At 54.2% G+C, this 18,763-nt stretch carries 11 protein-coding genes, 1 tRNA gene and 1 pseudogene; 6 read left to right on the forward strand and 7 right to left on the reverse strand.

Translation table 11 applies throughout. From position 1 onward, the window contains the following. The first annotated feature begins 140 nt into the window (after positions 1–140). Positions 141–428: an encapsulin-associated ferritin-like protein gene (locus AC222A_RS11885; RefSeq protein WP_372758454.1), complete on the forward strand. Its 288-nt coding sequence runs from the start codon at positions 141–143 to the stop codon at positions 426–428. A gap of 162 nt (positions 429–590) precedes the next feature. Continuing rightward, the gene (locus tag AC222A_RS11890; protein ID WP_372764968.1) at positions 591–2,126 is read left to right on the forward strand and encodes a flavin-containing monooxygenase; all 1,536 of its coding nucleotides are present in this window, start codon (positions 591–593) and stop codon (positions 2,124–2,126) included. Positions 2,127–2,184: 58 nt separating this feature from the next. On the opposite strand, the gene AC222A_RS11895 is transcribed toward AC222A_RS11890, so the two are convergent. The 4 genes from AC222A_RS11895 to AC222A_RS11910 are packed head-to-tail and all read right to left on the reverse strand — an operon-like array spanning position 2,185 to position 6,332. Continuing rightward, entirely contained in the window at positions 2,185–2,934 is a 750-nt protein-coding gene (locus AC222A_RS11895; protein WP_372758456.1) for a DUF2894 domain-containing protein, read from the reverse strand. Beyond that, positions 2,852–3,493 (reverse strand): OmpA family protein, encoded by a 642-nt coding sequence (locus tag AC222A_RS11900; protein ID WP_372750222.1) that lies wholly within the window; start codon positions 3,491–3,493, stop codon positions 2,852–2,854. Before AC222A_RS11900 ends, AC222A_RS11895 begins: the two co-directional genes overlap by 83 nt. Positions 3,494–3,495: 2 nt before the next feature. Further along, entirely contained in the window at positions 3,496–5,580 is a 2,085-nt protein-coding gene (locus AC222A_RS11905; protein WP_486775027.1) for a hypothetical protein, read from the reverse strand. Positions 5,581–5,582: 2 nt separating this feature from the next. Further along, complete coding sequence (locus AC222A_RS11910; RefSeq protein ID WP_372764524.1) at positions 5,583–6,332, reverse strand: DUF3348 family protein; 750 nt, start codon at positions 6,330–6,332, stop codon at positions 5,583–5,585. Between the two features lie 560 nt (positions 6,333–6,892). Between AC222A_RS11910 and AC222A_RS11915 the strand changes: the two genes are divergently transcribed. After that, positions 6,893–9,037 (forward strand): outer membrane protein assembly factor BamB family protein, encoded by a 2,145-nt coding sequence (locus AC222A_RS11915; RefSeq protein ID WP_372758458.1) that lies wholly within the window; start codon positions 6,893–6,895, stop codon positions 9,035–9,037. Here AC222A_RS11915 and AC222A_RS11920 read toward each other — a convergent pair. Further along, positions 9,018–11,354 carry a TonB-dependent receptor gene (locus AC222A_RS11920; protein ID WP_372783159.1) on the reverse strand — a complete coding sequence of 779 codons (2,337 nt, stop codon included), beginning with the start codon at positions 11,352–11,354 and terminating at the stop codon, positions 9,018–9,020. The genes AC222A_RS11915 and AC222A_RS11920 overlap by 20 nt on opposite strands. A gap of 46 nt (positions 11,355–11,400) precedes the next feature. Further along, entirely contained in the window at positions 11,401–12,486 is a 1,086-nt protein-coding gene (locus tag AC222A_RS11925; protein ID WP_372796627.1) for a DUF3089 domain-containing protein, read from the reverse strand. A 419-nt stretch (positions 12,487–12,905) separates the two neighbouring features. Here AC222A_RS11925 and AC222A_RS11930 point away from each other — a divergent pair, with 419 nt between their 5' ends. The 3 genes and pseudogenes from AC222A_RS11930 to AC222A_RS11940 all read left to right on the forward strand — a co-directional run bounded on the left by AC222A_RS11930 (position 12,906) and on the right by AC222A_RS11940 (position 18,411). After that, the gene (locus AC222A_RS11930) at positions 12,906–14,024 is read left to right on the forward strand and encodes a hypothetical protein (RefSeq protein WP_486775028.1); all 1,119 of its coding nucleotides are present in this window, start codon (positions 12,906–12,908) and stop codon (positions 14,022–14,024) included. Positions 14,025–14,548: 524 nt separating this feature from the next. Continuing rightward, positions 14,549–17,113: a DUF748 domain-containing protein gene (locus AC222A_RS11935; RefSeq protein ID WP_486775029.1), complete on the forward strand. Its 2,565-nt coding sequence runs from the start codon at positions 14,549–14,551 to the stop codon at positions 17,111–17,113. 105 nt (positions 17,114–17,218) lie between these two features. Beyond that, a pseudogene (locus AC222A_RS11940) lies at positions 17,219–18,411 on the forward strand (ISL3 family transposase). Positions 18,412–18,526: 115 nt separating this feature from the next. On the opposite strand, the gene AC222A_RS11945 reads toward AC222A_RS11940, so the two are convergent. Beyond that, positions 18,527–18,603, reverse strand: a tRNA-Pro gene (locus AC222A_RS11945). Positions 18,604–18,763 lie beyond the last annotated feature (160 nt).

The raw sequence follows: 18,763 nt of genomic DNA on the forward strand, positions 1-18,763 counted from the left end.
AACGTGATTATTAGCAATTTCAATGGGGCTTCACTGATTCTACGGGGTGCTACGTATCGTTATCATGGGTAGTGTCTGAATGACAGGTCTTGGCTTTGTGCCGGGTGCCTTTCCCCAGAGATAGAGCAAGGAGTCACATCATGGCAAATGAGGGTTATCACGAGCCCATTGGCGAGTTGAGTGATGAAACCAGAGATATGCACCGCGCTATCACCTCGTTAATGGAAGAGCTGGAAGCCGTCGATTGGTATAACCAGCGGGTGGATGCCTGTAAGGATAAAGAACTGGCGGCTATTCTTGCCCACAACCGGGACGAAGAGAAAGAGCATGCGGCCATGACTTTGGAATGGATCCGGCGACGCGATCCGCGCTTCGACAAGGAACTGCGGGAATACCTTTTCACAGACACACCCATCGCACACGAATAGTGACTCTGCGGCTGACTATGGTGATAGTCGGTCGCAGCCGATACCCAGCGGCAAATATGCGTCCGCATCACTGGTTGTTTTCAGTGTTTTGCGATTCGTGCCTCTAAAAATACTCCATCTGGACGTATTGCCTCTGGCGCGCCAGCGATAGCATGATCCTCAATGACAGGAATACGGGATGGTGTGATGAGTGTGCTGGGAAAACGACAGGATCTGCGCTTTGTGGTGATCGGTGCCGGTATGGCCGGCATCCTTGCCGGTATCAAACTGCTGCAGGCGGGTTATCGCAACGTTATGCTCTATGAGAAAGCGGATCGCATCGGCGGCACCTGGCGTGAGAATACTTATCCTGGCCTCACCTGTGATGTGCCATCGCATTCCTATACCTATTCTTTTGAACCCAATCCGGACTGGACTCGCTATCTGCCGCCGGGTGCGGAGATCCAGGCGTATTTTGAACGTACTACCCGGAAGTACGGGGTCGATAAGATCATTCGTTTTAACGAAGAGATCATCCGCTGCGAATACCAGCAAAGGCAGTGGCACCTGGAGACCCGCAGTGGCATTCGAGATGTTGCTGATGTGGTGGTGGCAGCTACTGGCGTGCTGCATGTGCCGCGCTACCCAGCCATCGATGGCATGGAGTCGTTTTCGGGTGATCTCTTTCATACCGCACGATGGGATCACAGCGTGCCGCTGGATGGACGACGCATCGGCGTAATTGGCACGGGCTCAACCGGGGTTCAGATTGTGTCGGCGTTGTCGGAGAGAATGCAGAAGCTGGTGCATTTTCAGCGTACGCCGCAGTGGATCATGCCAGTTGAAAACCCTTTCTTTAGTGAAGAGCAGAAGCAGGCGTTTCGGAATGACCCCGAGTTGCTGAAATATATGCAGAACGAACCGGAATATCTGGCCAATGTAGAGCGATTCAACAACGCCATAGTGGAGCCCGATTCGCCCGCCATGCATGAAATCGAGGCGATTGTTCGGGACAATCTCGAGAACAGTGTCGATGATCCCGTACTACGGGAAAAGCTTCGTCCCAATTACCGCGCAGCCTGCAAGCGGTTGATTTACTCGCCCGATTTCTATCAGGCGGTTCAGCGCCCAGCAGTGGAAGTAGAGACTGGCGCTATCGATCGTATAGAACCCAAAGGCGTGCGGATGAAAGACGGCACCCTGCATGAACTGGATATTATTGCACTGGCGACCGGGTTTCAGGCGGATCAGTTTATGCGGCCGATGAATGTGACAGGGCGCGGCGGCGTACAATTAAATGACGTATGGGCTGCCCGGCCGCGCGCCTATATGGCCATTTCGATACCGGAGTTTCCCAACCTCTTTATGCTCAATGGCCCCAATGGCCCGGTGGGAAACTTCTCCCTGATCGACATAGCGGAACACCAATGGCATTACATTGAGCAACTGATTGCTTTGATCGATAGCGGCAAGTATGGGGAAGTTTCCGCCAGTAAAGAGGCGCTGGAGGTGTTTGACAGTGAACGTATTGCCGCCGCTAAGCGTACCATCTTTGGTTCCGGCTGCCAGAGCTGGTATCTCGATGCGGAAGGCGTACCGGCAACTTGGCCCTGGTCCCAGCAGCGCTTTTATGAAGCGATGTCGCAACCTGATTACACTGCTTATCAATTGGTTGCCTTAGCTGAGGCGACTGCCGATAGTGCTGTCAGTGATACTTAGGTAATCTAAAAAAATACCGGCGCTCAATGCCTGCCTAATGCGCTGCGGCGTGCGCGGGTCAGGCGCCCTTTTGGCGTGTTGCTTTCTTTGCTGATCGCGTGGCTTTGTTTGTGCTTTTTTCCAGCGTTACCAGGGCATCCATAAAACTCACGTAGCGTTCCAGATACGCTGGCGATACTGCCTGAATTTCACTGAGTATTTTCACTGCCAGCATTTGCGGATTGAGTGGGCCGGGGTTTTCAGGGCGGCGCTCCAGAGCAAATTCGACTGTTTTGCGTTTGGCATGTCGTTGCTGGGTGTGTCGAAACTTCTGGGCGGCGCGCAGGCCGTCGGCTTCGGGTTGCGGTGCGTCGTCGGACACCGGCGTTGGCAAGGCTTCACCGAGCAGGCGTGTGTTCTGATCCTGTAGTTGCTGGTCCAGTTTGCTTAGCACGGGCGCGGCCGCCTGTACCGCGTCTTGGCGAAGTGAATCTACCAGTTCTGCCAGCAAGGACGACGTGTTGGTTGCGGCGGCTGTTACTTTGTCATCTAACGATTGGGTCTGGTGGGCTGCGGCGAGACATTGCTCCGCTCGCTGTAGCAATTTGGTCGCCACCGCTTCACGTTCATTTTCCGCGCGGGTCAGCAGAGCTTCTGCGAGCTGCGCGCTTACTGGCAGCGTTGTTTCTTTGAAACGTTCGCGCAGATGTTCCAGTTGCTGTTGTATCTCGCCCGCGTCACTCACGTCATTGGCTTCCTGGTGTGGCGTTGCCAGCACGCGGAACAGGGGCCATTTCCACGCGCCGGTTTCGGGCGCGGCCTTCAGCATCGTCGTTGGAGGCCACCGGTTGTTGATCGCCAAAAGCGGCGGCGAACACCAAGTCGGCCGGCATGCCGGCGTCGATCAACGTACGGGTTACCGTGAGTGAGCGCTGGGCAGACAGCTCCCAGTTGTCGCTGAAATTCAGATTCCCTTCCTGTATTGGCAGGTCGTCGGTAAAACCGCTGACCATCAGTAACTGATCGTGTTCGGCCAGATAGAGTTGCAGAGGTTCGATCAGGCTTTCGAGCAGCGCACGGCCCTCGTCCTGTAAATCTGCTGAGTTGAGGGCAAACAACACACTGCCGCTGATGCCGATGCGGCCCTGCTCAAAAGTGATGCGCCCCTGTGACAGAGGGGCTGCCAATGCCTGTTCCAGGGCCTGACGACGCGCTTGCTCTGCTTCGCGTTTGGCAACTTCCTGTTTTAACGACTGGGATAACTCCAGTTGAAAACCCAGGGCCCACACCAGCAGCAATACGAACACACCGACCATGCCGGTCATCAGATCGCCGAATACGGCCCAGATGGGCGGTTCCGGATCAAGGCTGTTTTCGATATCCGCCATGATCAGCTCTCCGCCGTTGCGCCAAGTTTTTGCAGGCGTTCAAGCAGTTCCTGTTGCGTGAGGAGGTTGTGGTCGATTATCTCCCTTGCCTGGCTGAGGTAGTAAGCCATCTGTTCGTCGCTGCGCTGCCCTGCGTTCACCAGTACCGATTCAATCTGCTCAAGCCGCGTCATCAGTTGGCTGTTTGATTCACCGAACTGTTGAACGGCATTGGTAAATACCTCGCCCAGTGCAGTGAGTTCGGCAGTGCTGGCAGAAAAGCTGGCGATCTGTTCGTTTAGTGCCGCACTTTCGTGGGTCACTTTTTCTTCGAATTTTTGTGCAACAGAGGCTAGGTTTTCGGTGGAACCTTGCAGCATTGCTTCTACGGCTTCGCGCTGTAGGCGGGCATTTTCTTCCAGGCTAGCGTATAACTTTTCCATCTGGCAGAGCGTTTGCTGGCGCTCTTCGAGCAGGGTGTTGTCGCGTTCAATGTTTTTACTGATTTCACTGCGTAGTTGCGCGATTACTTCTGCCGCTGCTTTGGGAGCGTCGGATGCAGTAGCCATCAAGCGCGACATGGGCTCTTCCAATGCGGCCCCAAGCGACGCGAGTTGGCTGGCGCTGCTTTCCTGCAGTTCAGCCAGCCGTGCAATCGCGGCTTCGCCGCGCTGTTGTTCTTCGTTGCGCAGGGCAATGAGCTGCTCGCTGGTGCGACTAACAAGTGCGTCGAGTTGTTGTGCTGCGGTTGATTGCCAGTCGGCTTCGCGCTGTGTTTGCTGTTGTAACAGAGCATCGCTTTTTTCCACTAGCGACGCGATGCTGCGCTGGCTGTCAGATGCTGCTTGTTGTGTTTTCTGGGCAAGCGTTTCTGAAGCGCTGTGCAGCTGTTGGGCGCTCTCGGCGAGACGGTTTTGCCATTGTTCAAGCCGCTGTTGTTCGTGCTCCTGCACGTTGGAGAGCCAGCGCGCATTGGTTTGCTGCAAGTTTGCTAACAGGGCTTCGGCGCCGTTGCTCAATGTGTTTTGAGCGCTGGTTACCTGCTCACCTAACGCCAACAGCAAGTCTTTGTTGGTGTTTTGTTGGGTTTGCATAGCGCGTTGCCAACTTTGTTCAATTGTCTCGCTATTGCTGGCTAGCTGCTGCTGAATGACATTCAGGTGGTTGTCTACCGCTTTACCCAGTGCTTGCTCAGTGGCGTGGCTTTCACTGCGTAGACTGTCCATAAAGCTTTGCAATACGGGAGCGGCGCTTTCGGCGGCTACGCGGCCAGTATCCTTAAAGCCCTGGCTAAGTGATGTTTCTACGGCTTGGCTGAGTTCTTCGAATTGGGTGGCGAGGCTGCTTTGCAGGGTCTGCTGGCTCTGGGTGAGGTTGTCAGCGAGTTGTTGCATGCGTTCGTCAAAGTGTTTGGCCAGGCTGCCCAGCTGCTCTGCTACGGCTGGCAGAGCTGTGGACTGTGCGCGCAGTGCGTCGTAGGTTTCACGGCGTTGGTGGTTTAGCGAGTGCACTTTGAAGGCATCCGCCATTTCGCTGTCGAGCGTGCGAGACGCCTGCAGGCGCTCGCGTCTGCTCAGCGTTGATATCAGGCCGAGCATGGCGGAGGCAGTGATACCAGCAACGGAGGTCGCAAAGGCCAGTCCAAGTCCCTGTATGGGTGCGGCTAGTCCGTCTCGCACTGCTTCCAGTTCGGTGCTGCCCTGCAGCGCTCCCACTGCTCCTTGCAGGGTTTCGACCATACCAATAAAGGTGCCCAGCAAGCCCAGCATGACCAGCAAGCCCACCAGATAGGGCGTTAGCAGCGGCGCGGGTAAACCGGTCGCTTCGCCGTAAATTCGCTGGCGTACGGAAAATCGCAGGGTGGTCGGGAGTTGCTGCAGCCACTGGTTAAGGTCAGTGACCGGGTGCTCAGCGGTGTCCAGCGCGTGCTGCAATGCTGTGGTTTCGCGCTGGTAGCGCAGCAGTTCCACAAAGCCGGTGGTATAGGCGGCAGCTATCAGTACGCTCACTAGCAGCGCCAACGTACTGCTGGCGACGAAACTTGAACTCATCCACAGCACCACGCCAGCGCCGAGGGTAAAGAGAATAATGGAAACGGTTCGTGTCATGTTCAGTCCTGTGTTTCCAGGGCTTCCAGCAGGGCGCGGGCGGGGAGCAGACGAAGGTCTAGCTCGGCCAGTAGCAATTGCTTGATGTCCTGATGAAAGCCGTGAAGCCAGCCACCACTGTGTTGCCAGTTGGCGGGCGCGATGGGTTGGTCGGCAGTTGCCGAATTCAGAAATTCTTCTCGATGCAGTGCGAAGCGCGCAACTAGCATTTTGGGTAGTCGCGCCAGAACCTTGCGGCCGTATTCGCCCAAGGTATCGTCCAGAATGCGATCCAGATTCGCGAGTTTGGAGCGGGGCGGTCCGTCCAATGCCAGTGAGGCGCGCAGGGATTTGCGTAAGGTGGTTACGCGGTGATCCATTTCGCTCTGGTGCAGTGAATAAAAGCGTTGATAGGGCTTTATGGCTTCTGCCGGGTCGTCCAGGGTCGCCTGATTGGCCTGTGGCAGCATAAACGGTATGGCTGTTTCGTTGGCTTCGAAGCTTCTGAGCACAAAGCGGATCATACCGCCGCGCGCGTTCAGGAACTGGCGCTGGGGCCGCTCCATGGATAGAGAGTCGCTGGTTTTGATTTTTTCGAGCGAAGTCAGCGCCCGTGCCAGCGAAATAGAGTCGGACAGGTTTATTTGGGCACCCAACAGCTCTGCCAGGTTATAGCTGGCAGGAGATCCACTGGTCAGCAAATTCATGCTGGCCAGTTTCTGCAATAGCGGAGGCTGACTCCTGATGTCTGGGGCTCTTGCGGCCTGGCTCATAGGTATCCGAATTGTCGGGCCCGAATCATCGGGATCGCGGCAGGTTTGGTGAGGTCGACCCGCTGTGGTCGTCCGTTTGTTTTTGGTCGGTCATTATCGCCATTTTGAGTGTGGCATCAAGCGCTGTGGCCCGGCTGGCATTGGGGTGGGGTGCCATGCTAGGGAGAGATCGTGATCGCGGGATCTGTCTATTAATGTAAGCAATAACAACAGGTTATGGCTCTCTGTTGAGGCAGGGTAGCTTCAGGGCGCGGGCTGAGACCATGGCAGAACGAAATTGCCGCCGGGGCATGGCCGAGCATTTGGGGGCAATTCCGATGGGTACGGCACAATCCGGGGGGATGGCCGAATAGTAATAATGTGGCCGGATGGCATTCGCTAGCCTGTGATGATCTGTCAGTATGGGGCGGTACCGTTAACAGGCGCCCTTTGGTAAAAAGTCTAATAATATGCCTATATCTCAGTATCTGAGTTCCAACGGCCTGGAACTCAAAGTCCCGGAACGAAATGCCCCGGCACCGAAAAACCCTGCACCCAAAGGTCTAATCCGCAGGAGCGCTATGTGTGCCCTGCTTGTGGTCGCAGGTTGTGGCGGCGAGCTTGCGCAGCAGCCTATGCCATCATTGCAAAACAACCATGATTGGCCGACCTATCTGGGCGACGCCGCTGCCAGTCACCACTCGCCCTTGACACAAATCAACCGCCACAATGTCGCGCATCTTGAAGAAGTGTGGCGATACCGCAGTGAAGACATTGCTGCTGACGAGGTGACGCAAATCCAAACCAATCCCCTGGTTCTCGACGGGGTGCTGTACGGGGTGTCGCCCAATCTGGAGGTGTTTGCGCTGGACGCCAGCAGCGGTCGAGAGCTGTGGCGTTTTGATACGCCGCGCGCTTTCAGCCTGATGCCAAACCCGAATCGTGGTCTGGCCTATTGGGCAAGTGGCGACGGGCGTGCGCCCCGCCTGTTGTTTACTGCCGACCATTTTCTCTACGCCCTCGATGCACGTACGGGCAAACTCATGTCTTCTTTTGGGAATCGAGGCAAGGTAGATCTGCGTGAGGGTTTTGCCGGTCTTGATCCGGCATCCATTGCGGTGAATGCGACGTCACCCGGTGCAATATACAAGAATCTGTTGATACTCGGTTCGAGAGTATCTGAATTTGGCGGTGCAGCGCCCGGGGATATCCGCGCATACAACGTGCTAACAGGTGAACAGGTGTGGGCCTTTCGAACCATTCCCGCAGGTGGCGATGAAGGCGCTAACACATGGCCAAAGGACGCGCGTTCGCACTCGGGGGGCGCGAATTCGTGGCCTGGTATAACGGTGGATCACGTACGGGGTATTGCCTATGCGCCCACTGGGTCGGCGAGTTTTGATTTTTACGGCGGTGATCGGGCTGGCGACAATCTGTTTGCGAATTCGCTGGTCGCACTGGATGCGGCTACCGGTAAGCGACGTTGGCATCAGCAACTGGTTCGGCATGACCTGTGGGACCGCGATTTACCGGCGGCGCCCAACCTGATCTCACTGGTACGCAATGGCGAGTCTATCGACGCGGTTGCCCAGGTCACCAAAACTGGTCATGTGTTTGTTTTTGACCGCGAAACGGGTGAACCACTCTTTCCGATGACCGAGTTGGAGGTTGCCGGCGACCCCTTACCCGGCGAGCATCCACCTAACCGTCAGCCGCTGCCTCTGTCACCGCCGCCGTTCACCCGGCAGCATTTGTCAGTAGATGATCTGTCGACGCGAACGCCGCTAGTTGCCGAGGTGGTGCGGCGCAAGTACGAAAAGTTTGCCTATGGTGGCTTGTATACGTTGCCCAGCCGGCAGGGAACTCTGGTGTATCCGGGCATAGACGGTGGCGCCGAGTGGGGCGGTGCAGCATGGGACGAAGCGACACAGACACTCTATATAAACGCCAATGAAGTGCCTTACTTTATTCAGATGGTTGAGGGTGATGCCACGGATAAAGGGGTCGCAACGCCCCGCTCCGCTTATTTGATCGCTTGCTCTGGATGCCATGGGGTGGATCACGCTGGTGACGGACTGACGGTTCCCTCGCTGGTGGGTTTGCGCGAGCGAATGAACCCACTCAAGGCCTATCGTATTGCGCGCGATGGGCGTGGTCGCATGCCGGCAAATCAGTTGCTGCCTTGGTATGGTCTGGCAGCAGTGATTGGCTATCTGTACCTGAGTGACGAGATAGACCAAGCGCCGCTGGCTGAAGGAAGTGGAGATTTTGCCTTTCTTAACGCGGGCTGGCAGAAGTTTGTCGACCCTGATGGGCTTCCGGCCAGCGCGCCGCCGTGGGGAACGTTGACGGCTATTGACTTTAAAAACGAGCGCATCAAATGGCGGATTCCGTTGGGTGATTACCCCAAAGCCACAGCGCTGGGCTACCAAGGCTTGGGTGCAGAAAATTATGGAGGCCCTGTGATTACTGCCGGTGGGTTGCTTTTTATCGGGGCCACGCCAGATTCCAGATTCCGCGCATTCGACAGCCAAACAGGTGAGTTGCTGTGGGAAACGGCCTTGCCAGCGGCCGGGTTTGCGACGCCCACCGTCTATGCGGCGGGCGGACGACAATTCATTGTTATCGCCGCAGGCGGCGGCAAATTGGGGCAGATGTCCGGCGCGGAGTATATTGCCTACGCGCTGCCCGTAGAATTGTCTGGGGCTACCAGTCTGCCTCAATAATCAAACCAGCCGTACGCGGTGGCTGGGGAGCGATCAGTGAGTAGTTGCCGGGATCAGGTTGGGAAAAATGATGTGTGAATATGTCATCGTGATTCTCCAGATTTTCTACAAACACGCCTACGCGATAGCGGTCTGTGGGGCTGCTCCAATTTAGCCTGACATCTGTTTTGTGGTGCGCGTCGACCCGGTCTATAGGATTGTCATACGGGCGGCGTTGATAGTCGTCTGACCAGCTGAATTTCAGCAGGCCGGTTAGACGCCCCATTGCCTCCAGCGAGTGCGTATAACGCAGTAGCGCACCAAAGGTCAGTTCGGGCGAATCACTCATTCGCGCGCCTTTGAAGTTGTGGGGTTGATCAGCGTCGCAGCCCGGCTGGGTGTTTTGGTTCACCAACTCATCATCACGGCCGCAAAACTCTTCGAACGTGGCGTCGAGCCAGCCCAGTGAAAAATGCGCCAGAAACGAGTGAGTTGGTGCCCATTGCAGCTCGGCTTCAACGCCGCGAATGGAGGCAGCGCCGGCGTTGTTCAGCTCAATGCCGGTGACCACAATTTTAGAAACCTGCAGGTCTTCGTAGGAGTAGTCAAAGGCGGTAACGTTCAGGGTCAGCGAGCGGTTGTCGAACAGCGCTGTTTTCCAACCGAGTTCGATCATATTCAGAAATTCTGGGTCTACCTGATTTAGCGCACCATCGGTGCGTATCTGGGCGGTCCCCGGTTTGTAACCCGTAGCGTATTTTCCGTACAGCATGCCTTCGTCGCTGTAAAACCACTTGGCGCCAACTTCGCCTGTGGTCGCGGTGGAATCCCCCGGGGCATTGAACGATTGGTCCGAGACCACGAAAGGTGGGTTGGGCTGGCCGGTCTGCTGGTCACGGGCGGCGGCGGTATCGCGTTCTACCTTTAGGCGGTATTCATCGCGGTTGCCCCGAACCCCGGCAAACAGTTCAACTTCGGGGAGGGTGGCGACCATGTCGTGCAGATTGGCGCGCACATTCAAGAACACCGCTTCGTTCTTCGTGTCGTTGTTCATGTCGCGGGTAACGACTTCGGCGTCGAAGGTGCGTTCCGCAAGGCCCAGCGGAAGGTCTAAGGGGGAGAAAAATAGCTGGCCTAGGTTCTGGCGCGTGCGGGCAACAACATAACGATCTTCGTGGTCATCATCCCGGTACCAGAAAAAGCCCAGAATCCACTCAACGCCATTTGTATTCTGCGAGGTGAATCGCAGCTCCACATTGCGCCCTACACCATTGAGATAGTTGTCGGTTTCTACAATTTTGATCTCGGAACCGTCCAAATCGTTATAACGATGCAGTCTTCTGCGTTCTACGCCGCCAATGAGGTCAATGTCCATGTTGCCAATTAGCCACAGGTCCTCCAGTCCCCAGGTGAGGTCTGCCACCAGGCGACTGTTTTTATCAACCACGGGACCAATTTCCTGATACTGCTGAGAGCGGACCTTGAGCAGATCAAGCGGCATGGGCTTTACCCCAAAGCTTTCATAGCGTTCGCTCTGTCGAGTGGAAATGGATGGGCTGGCGACCACACCGGCATTGGTTTTTTTATGATTCTTGATGGCGTGCAGTGCGACGCGGAGGTTGTCGCTCAGATAACCTTCGATGATGCCCCGGTAAAAATAACGGGTGAAGCTTTCCGGCTCTTCATCGCCTGAGGCGAGTTCATTGTCGAGATAGCCGGTTCGCTGCTCCCATAGGCCGGCAAGGCGTGTATTGATGCCGTCAGCAACCGGTGCGTTGATGTAACTGCGCAGGCGTCGATTGTCGAACGAGGCTACTTGAAGGTCACCACCTACTTCCCAGTGGTCTACCGGACGCTGCCATTTCACATCCACAGCGCCTGCGGTGGCGTTTCTACCGTAGACGGTGCCGGAGGGTCCGCGAATTACCTCGATGGTCTGAACGTCGTAGAACGGCTCTGTGGTGTCAACAAAATAGCCGTTTACATGAAACGCAACCGGCGACGTGCCACCAAAGGCCTTGCCGATGCCGCGAATGGTTATATCGTTGCCTTCACGGTTGTTACGCGAAACCAGCCCTGGCGTAATATCGGCGAGCTGGGTAAAGCCGTCGATGTTATTCGACTTAATCAGTTCGTTCGAAAAAGCGGAAACCGCAGCTGATACCTCCTGGATAGATTCCGTGCGTTTGCTGGCCGTAACGTAAACCTCTTCTATCATGGCCGCTGGCGCGGAAGAGGGGGGTGATTGCTCTGTTTGCGCTTGCGTGCTGTCTGCGGCGGCAAGCACAAAGGCCGGGGCGAGGGCTAGTAGGATAGTGTGTCGGTTGCTCTTCATCATCGTCTCAACATTTTATTATCGTATGGTGATGCGCTGTGTGCAGGCATTACCGCTGTTGTTGAAAGTAAGCGCGTGTTCGCTCACGCAGGTTTTCCCGTATGTTCATCCAGAATAAGTTGTAGTCGTAGGCGTGATAGCCACCGCCGGGGAATAGCGCCATTGAATAGCCGCGTGCCTGCGGCGCGGTTATCCATAAAATACCATCTTCGCATCGGGCGCCAGTTTGCGCCTTGTGTGGAGCGTCCAGAAAGTATGGTCCGGTGATAGGCAGTGAGCCCAGATTCTCACTTTTGGGTACTGCGGCGTTGTCTTGTCGCCAGGATAGGGGGTTGACGCATACTGGATGCCCCTTGCTTTTCCAGTGGCTATCATCGCCACCCTCGGCGATTGCATTCCAGCTCAAGTAGCAACCGGTGTCGGTCCCGGTTTGGCATACGGGTAATAAATGGGATAGCCACTTTTCGTCGACCGTATTGCCGATAAGGTAGCCGGCGACCAGTCGTCTGGCATCTTTGGGTCTTTCCTGAAAAAGGTATTGCAGCAGGGGAATGGCATGTGTGGTGCCCTGGCTGTGACTGGTGATGAGAAAGGGGCGTCCATCGTTGTACTGGTCGAGAAAATAGTCGAAAGCCCTTCGCACATCACTGAACGCGAGCGCGAGAGCCTGTTCTCTGTCGTTTAAGCTTAGTGGATTCACCTGAGCACCCTGCGACGCTTGTCGATAGCGGGGTGCAAACACGCGAGCTACGCCGTTGTATACCGCTGCGTGTTGGGGGAGCATGCCGTAGTCGGTGATTACCTTCGAAAGTAGGTCATCGACAGAGGCGTTCCAGTTGCCGCCAAGCAGGTAGCTGGTTGGGTGAATATAAAATGCGTCGATAGCGGCGCTGGCCTGAAGGTCTTGCTCGGTCGTTCCCTTTGGAACGATATCGGCGTTGTCCTCTTTACTTGGCAGGGCGGCCCAGTTTTTGGATTTACTGTAGTCTGGCGCTTCTGGAGCTTTAGTAATATCAAAGGGTGTATCGGGAGTGAGCAGGCCGGAAAAAAGGTCGACACCGAATACGCAAGAAGGTGACAGGCACAAGCACAGTACGACGACGTGAGGTAGCCTGGAAACACGCAATCCAGCCATGGCAAAGGTATCTCCTTTGAAGTGCTTGTCTGCGAGTTGCGATTATCAGTAGAACTGGACGCATCTGAGCGCAGACTAGGATTTTATTATTCGAATATGGCGGGGCATCGCGCCCCTTAAGCTGAATCCTAACATGCTTGACTAGTCTGGCAATGGCCGGATTGGTCAGGGTTGATGGCAAGCCTGTATTATTTTGTCAGCCCGGCGGTGAGCTGGTGTGGAGTGCTGGGCGCTTTGTCTTGGATCGACATCTAACGAATTGAAATATATGATCTTTTCCAATATCTGCAGTGGTGTAATCTGTTTTTAATGACTTGTTCGTCTACTCGTTTATTGTGGGTGAACCGTAAATAGACAACTTAAGAATAATGACACAGCAAGCCGTTACGCACTCGCCAAATGCGCCTCTCCATATAAAATTGGCATTCGCGCGCCGCGAAGACGTGGTCTCTGATGCGGCAACCAAAACAGGGCTGAGAATTCCAACCCGTTTCGCCGCAGACAGGCCCGGTGAGGGCACAGAGTCGCATTGGTGCCAAGCGATTGACCTAAGTGATCAACCGATCTCCGCGGGCCTGTCCGAGGTAGGATTTGCACAGATCGAGTTAGCCGGGTTGCCTGACTTGCAGGCTGAACTGAGCGCTGTGCGCGCTGCTGGTAAGCTATCCGCCGCTACAGCTAAAGCCATTCGTGGGCATATTCAGGGGCAAACCTTTCGGCTGACCGATGGTCGTCGACTCAAGGTGCTTTTTGTAGCGCCTGAGGGATTCATCATGCGTAGCGCCGGGCCGAACGGTCTGGATGTGGCGCCGGACGAAACCATGACAGAGCATAACGGCCACCGTGCGGCCGACAGGGTTCACGGCGACCAGAATGTCTACGGCACCCCTCTGAAGCAGATGTTGAAGGGAGTTGCGCCATGGCTGTTTCGCCACCAGACGGGGCAGCGTGCCAATCGATTTTCCCCCGTACACCTGCTTAATCTCTGGATTCCCCTGCAGCAGTCTACGCAGCCGCTTGCGCTGGCAGACCGTCGAACGGTGGATAGCGCAACGCAACAGGTTCGCTACGCCCTTCCAACCGATGGTTTTTTAGAGCGTGATGCTCAAACGCAACTCAACGATATCTGGCTGTTTCTTCACGACCCCAATCAGCACTGGTACTGCGACACAGCGATGGATTCAGGCAAGGCCTATGTATTTGACACTTTGGGTGAGCCGCACGGCGCGGCGACTTTGCCGGGTGAATCGGTTGCAGAAAAATACTACCGCCGATTACAGGCGCTGGTACACGCCATTACGCTAGGCCGTCCCGGCGAGATTGGCAGCATTCTCGACGAGCCGCTGCTCGAAGAGCCGGCCAATACGCCGCCGACGCTGCGTTCAAATATTCAGGCAATACGTAGCCTTATCATGGAGGCCGAGCAGAGCGGGCCAGACGAGTTTGCCGAGATGGATTGGAAGGCCCGATCTGAAGCGGCGCTGGACAGGTTGGTGAGAAAATCGTTGGAGATGCGTGCTGTTGCCGTGGTTTTCTGACGCAATGACAGTGGGAGCAGGTCTATCTACTCATTGCCAGCTGACACCGTGAATCGCCCTGCCAACGTCAGCCAGGTATTCACATAGATCCTTCAACACACTGATATCTATCGGTTAATCAACTTTCGCTGCGTTGATCTGAATCTAGGTGCGTGACGTGAAGTGGCTGTATTGGTTGAGACTTCTATAGTTTGTATTGGAGGGCTTACCTCAGGCCTCAGACCTGAATGCTCCTCTCAGGGGCGCCCAGTGCGCCAATATTGTCCTATGCTTCTATTGTAGGCGCCGTTGCTATGGTTTGCGCAAACGTAACTAAGGCTAGTGCGCGCCGTCGCGGATACAGCCCGCTTTAGGCTAGCTCCAGGAGACACCATGCAGGTTTTGGAGTTTTCAAAGACCTGCCGTTACCACTCTTGTTTTCGGGCACTCTAGGTTTCGAACGCTATCCTTTGGCACCTTTATCCTTCGCTGAAAGGTCGTGTATTTAGTAACAGCAATGGTTTATCCAACAGGGTGAAACGGCTATGACAACCACGAAGGCCTTGCCGAGAAGCACTAGTTTCTATGTGATCTTGAGGCGGGTCGTTTTGTTTGTTGGCTTAATCTTACTTTCTGTATGTCTTGCCGTCTGGGCTTTTAGCCCGACGCTCGCTCGCTGGCAACTCAACCGCGTGCTTTCTCCGTACGATGTGCAGTTAAGTGACGATTCAGTCATGCGGCTAAATCCCTTCATCCTTAAATTATCAATTCAGGACGTAAAATTACTCGCTAGTCAAACGGGCAAGGACTTAGCACGGATAGACTCCGGCTTTGTTGATGTCGACACGTCTTCGTTGTTTTCGAAAGAACTGAAGTTTGAAGGCTTCTCAGTGACTGGCTTTTCCCTTCTGGCATCTCGCTCGGCTTCCGATATAACGATGGCTGGTTTTTCGATGTCTGCGCAGCAGGCTGAGGCCGATGAATCAGCAGCTGGTGTTCGGGCCGCTGCAATGCTAGAGGTAAGCCCGAAAAGTGCTGCAGACAGTCTCGATGGTTCAATAAAAATCGCTCCTGTCGATAATAGTGCTGCAGCTGCAAGCGAAAAACTGGATTTGCCGAAGGAATCCATTTGGCGTGTTAAAGCGAAAAAAATCGAATTCGACGATATTTCAATTGCAATTGACAATATTGGGGTTCGACATCAATTGACAATTGAGTCGTTGATCGTCAGCGCTGTCGCAATAGATCAGCACTCACAGAGCTTTACGGTGTCGCTTAGTGCGGTAGTTGACGGCGCGCCGCTATCTATGGTCGCGTCTCTTGGGGCTAAATCGCGTGCCGGCCAGCTCGAAATAGATTTTAGTATGAATAACTATCCGTTGAGTCGAGTCGGCTATCTATTGGGAGAGTACGTCAGCGATGTGTCGGGATCTGTTGATGTGAATATTCGCCAGCATATCGATTTTGATGAGTCTTCTATTTTGCTTGATGTACCGGAACTGAAGGTGCAGTTCTCCAATCTTGCTGCTGTTGGAAAAGGCGTGGCATTGGATAGTGAGGAGCTCACAGCGATCATCAACAGTGGGCGACTTGAAATTCGAGAGGATTCTGCGCCTGAGGTTGATGCGCAATTTTCTGTTGGCGGTAAATTAACGCGTATCTCGTCAGAAAATCGACGCGATACGTTGCTTCAATATGCTTCCCTCGATATCGCAGACGGCAAGCTTGCTTTCGTAGATTTTCCGGAAGTAGCGATTGGGAAGACGGTTGTCGATAAACTATTGGTATCTGAGAAGGGGGGCGCGCCCGATTCAGACGCCGATAAAAAGAAAGCGATGCAAGCGATTGCTGCTATCGATAAAGTTAGCGTTATTAAGCTGGATTTTAAAGATGGGCACATGGCTGTTGATACAATGCGATTTGATGGCCTTGATGGTTCGGTACATCTGGATAGTGATAAGAAGCCCTCAAATTTGGTGGCGCTAGAACAGCCGGCCACTAAAGACACAGGAGCCATCGAAGGTATTAAGACTGTGGAACTGGAACAGCCTGCTGATTCTCCAGTTGAAGAACGCAATGCACCGTTGACCTACAGTATAAATCAGTTGGCCGTTTCGGATGGCAGTCATTTTAACTTTAGTGATTCGAGTGTTAAGCCCGTGTTTAGGCAAAAAATAGAGTTTACGAAGTTCGAGGTCAGTCAGCTTGATAGTCGTCACCCAGATCGAAGGATGACGTTTGATATTCAAGTTAAAACAGATAAGTACGCGTCTACAAAGATCGTTGGTTCCATGCAGCCCTTTGCAGAGAAAGTAAACTTTCAAGCCAATGCAAATGTTCGAGAGTACTCGCTGCCAAAGGTATCGCCGTATCTGAAAAAAGCATTGGGTTTCGAGATGCTAAGTGGGCAATTCGATACCAAGATTAAGCTTGAGATAGTCGACAATATTATTGATGGCGAATCGAAGCTTTCTATTCGCGGCTTGAAACTGTCATCCAAAGATGCCGCGCAGCCCAATTTGCTGAAAGACCAGGGGGCGATGCCGTTGAACTCGGCGTTAGGCATGTTAATGGATGATAAAGGGAACTTTAAACTCAAGGTTCCGTTGACAGGAGATATTGAAAAGCCGGGGTTTGGCCCAGCCAGCTTTATTGCGCTGGTTAGTAAGAAAGCCATCATGTCGTCGGCGCAGTCTTATCTGGTGGAAACCTTCGTACCATATGCAAACGTATTATCGGTAGTGATGATGGCTGGCGAGTACATGCTTAAGGTGAAATTTCAGGATCTGATCTATTCGCCGGGTGCGATTGAGAACCTGCCAGAGCATAAGACCTTTATCGACGAGTTTACTCGCCTACTTAAAGACAAACCTGATACTCAGGTAAAGGTGTGTGCTGTAGCCACTGTAGCGGATCTAGCGCGTGCAGATAGCGGGATTTCCGATGAGGCCTATGTGGAGGAGTTAAAAGTAATCAGCGAGGCGCGTGGAGAGAGCTTCAAGTCATTGGTCATGGAGAGTGGGGGGGTAGAGTCGTCGCGGCTATTGCTCTGTCAGCCCCAAGTGGATCTAAGCAAAGGCGCGAAGCCCAGGATCGAATTTGAGACTTGAACGTAATTTCTGTGTAGCGGGAAAAATGGGCTCTTCATCATTAACGGGGGACACCGGCATTCATTAAACTGAATTTGCGAAGAAACAGTTTGATGGAGAATACCGATGTCCCACGCAGGAAGGATTATAGGCATACCCGGCCTTGAGATTGAACGGGTAGTGCGCACACAGAGTATTGAGGTGTGGGCCAAGCCGAGTTTCAGGCCGCCGTGCAAGCACTGCCAAGTGCCGGGTTTGCGGATAAGGCGTCCTACTGGCGTACCGTAAAGCATACCCGCCAGGGCAATCAGGTGCTGACACTGCATCTGCGGGTGCCTAAGTACCACTGCCGGGGCTGCCGGCGCTATTTTCGGCATTCCTTTACCGGCATCAGACCCCGTTATCGAGCCTCGGAAGCGTATCGGCTGGAAGTTTTTGAGGCCCACGATGGCGGTGTTACACAGCGCAAGCTTTCGCTGACCCATCGGATCAGCCCCGCGACGGTTGAGCGCTGGTATCAGCATCATGTCAGCCAGAAGCGCTCCGAGGGTGACCGCCGCGCCTGCCCTCGGGTGCTGGGGATTGATGAGCATTTCTTTACGCGCAAGAAGGGCTACGCTACAACCTTTGCAGACCTAAGGAACCACAAGATATTTGATGTCCAGCTGGGGCGCTCAGAACCCAGTTTGCGCCGCTATTTACGGCACTTAGAAGGCAAAGAGCGTGTTCAGGTGGTGGTGATGGATCTATCGGAGACCTACCGCAGCATCGCCCGTCGTTACTTCCCCAATGCCACCATTGTGGCCGACCGTTTTCATGTGGTGCGACTGATTAACCAGCACTTCCTGAAGGTCTGGCAACAGCATGACCCGGAAGGCAGGAAGAACCGCGGGCTGATTAGCCTCATGCGTCGCCATCAATGGCGGCTGAGTGACGAGCAGCACGCCAACTTGATGAACTATTTGTCGGCCTACCCGGTGTTGCAGAAGCTGTATGTGGCCAAGCAGCGCCTGGTTCGCTTTATGCTGCTCAAAACGCTGACCAGAAGCAGAGCCAAAGCCAAGTTGCCGGCCTTCATGGCATTGATTAATCAGTTGGCAGCGAGCCCGTTAAAGGCGCTGGCGGCAACCTTAAAGTCATGGCTACAACCTATCGTAGCGATGTGGCGTTTCACCAAGAGCAACGGGATCACGGAGGGCTTCCACAACAAGATGGAAATGATGTCACGGCGAGCGTATGGTTTTAGAAACTTTGAAAATTACAGATTAAGAGTGCTGGCCCATTGTGGATGGGACGGGATAATCAACAGGGTGAGATGAATGCCCATCCCCCGTTTATGGGGTAGAGCCTAGGCCTCATGGGTGTAAACCTATTTCAGGACGGGACAATTTAAACAAAAAAGGCCACTCGATAGAGTGGACTTTTTTGTTTAAATGGTCGGGACGGCAGGATTTGAACCTACGACCACCACACCCCCAGTTTGGTGCGCTACCAGACTGCGCTACGCCCCGATTTGAGGGGCTGCATGATACAGCAGACCCATGGCCAATGAAATACTAAATAGTGAAATTCTGAGCTTACTGTTTGATTTTCGCGCCGTTTACGGTGCCGCCTGTGAATCTGGCAGGGCCTCCACTTTCATCGAGTAGTTACCCTCCATCACCTCGCTCA

This window comes from Litorivivens sp. (genome assembly GCF_057445395.1).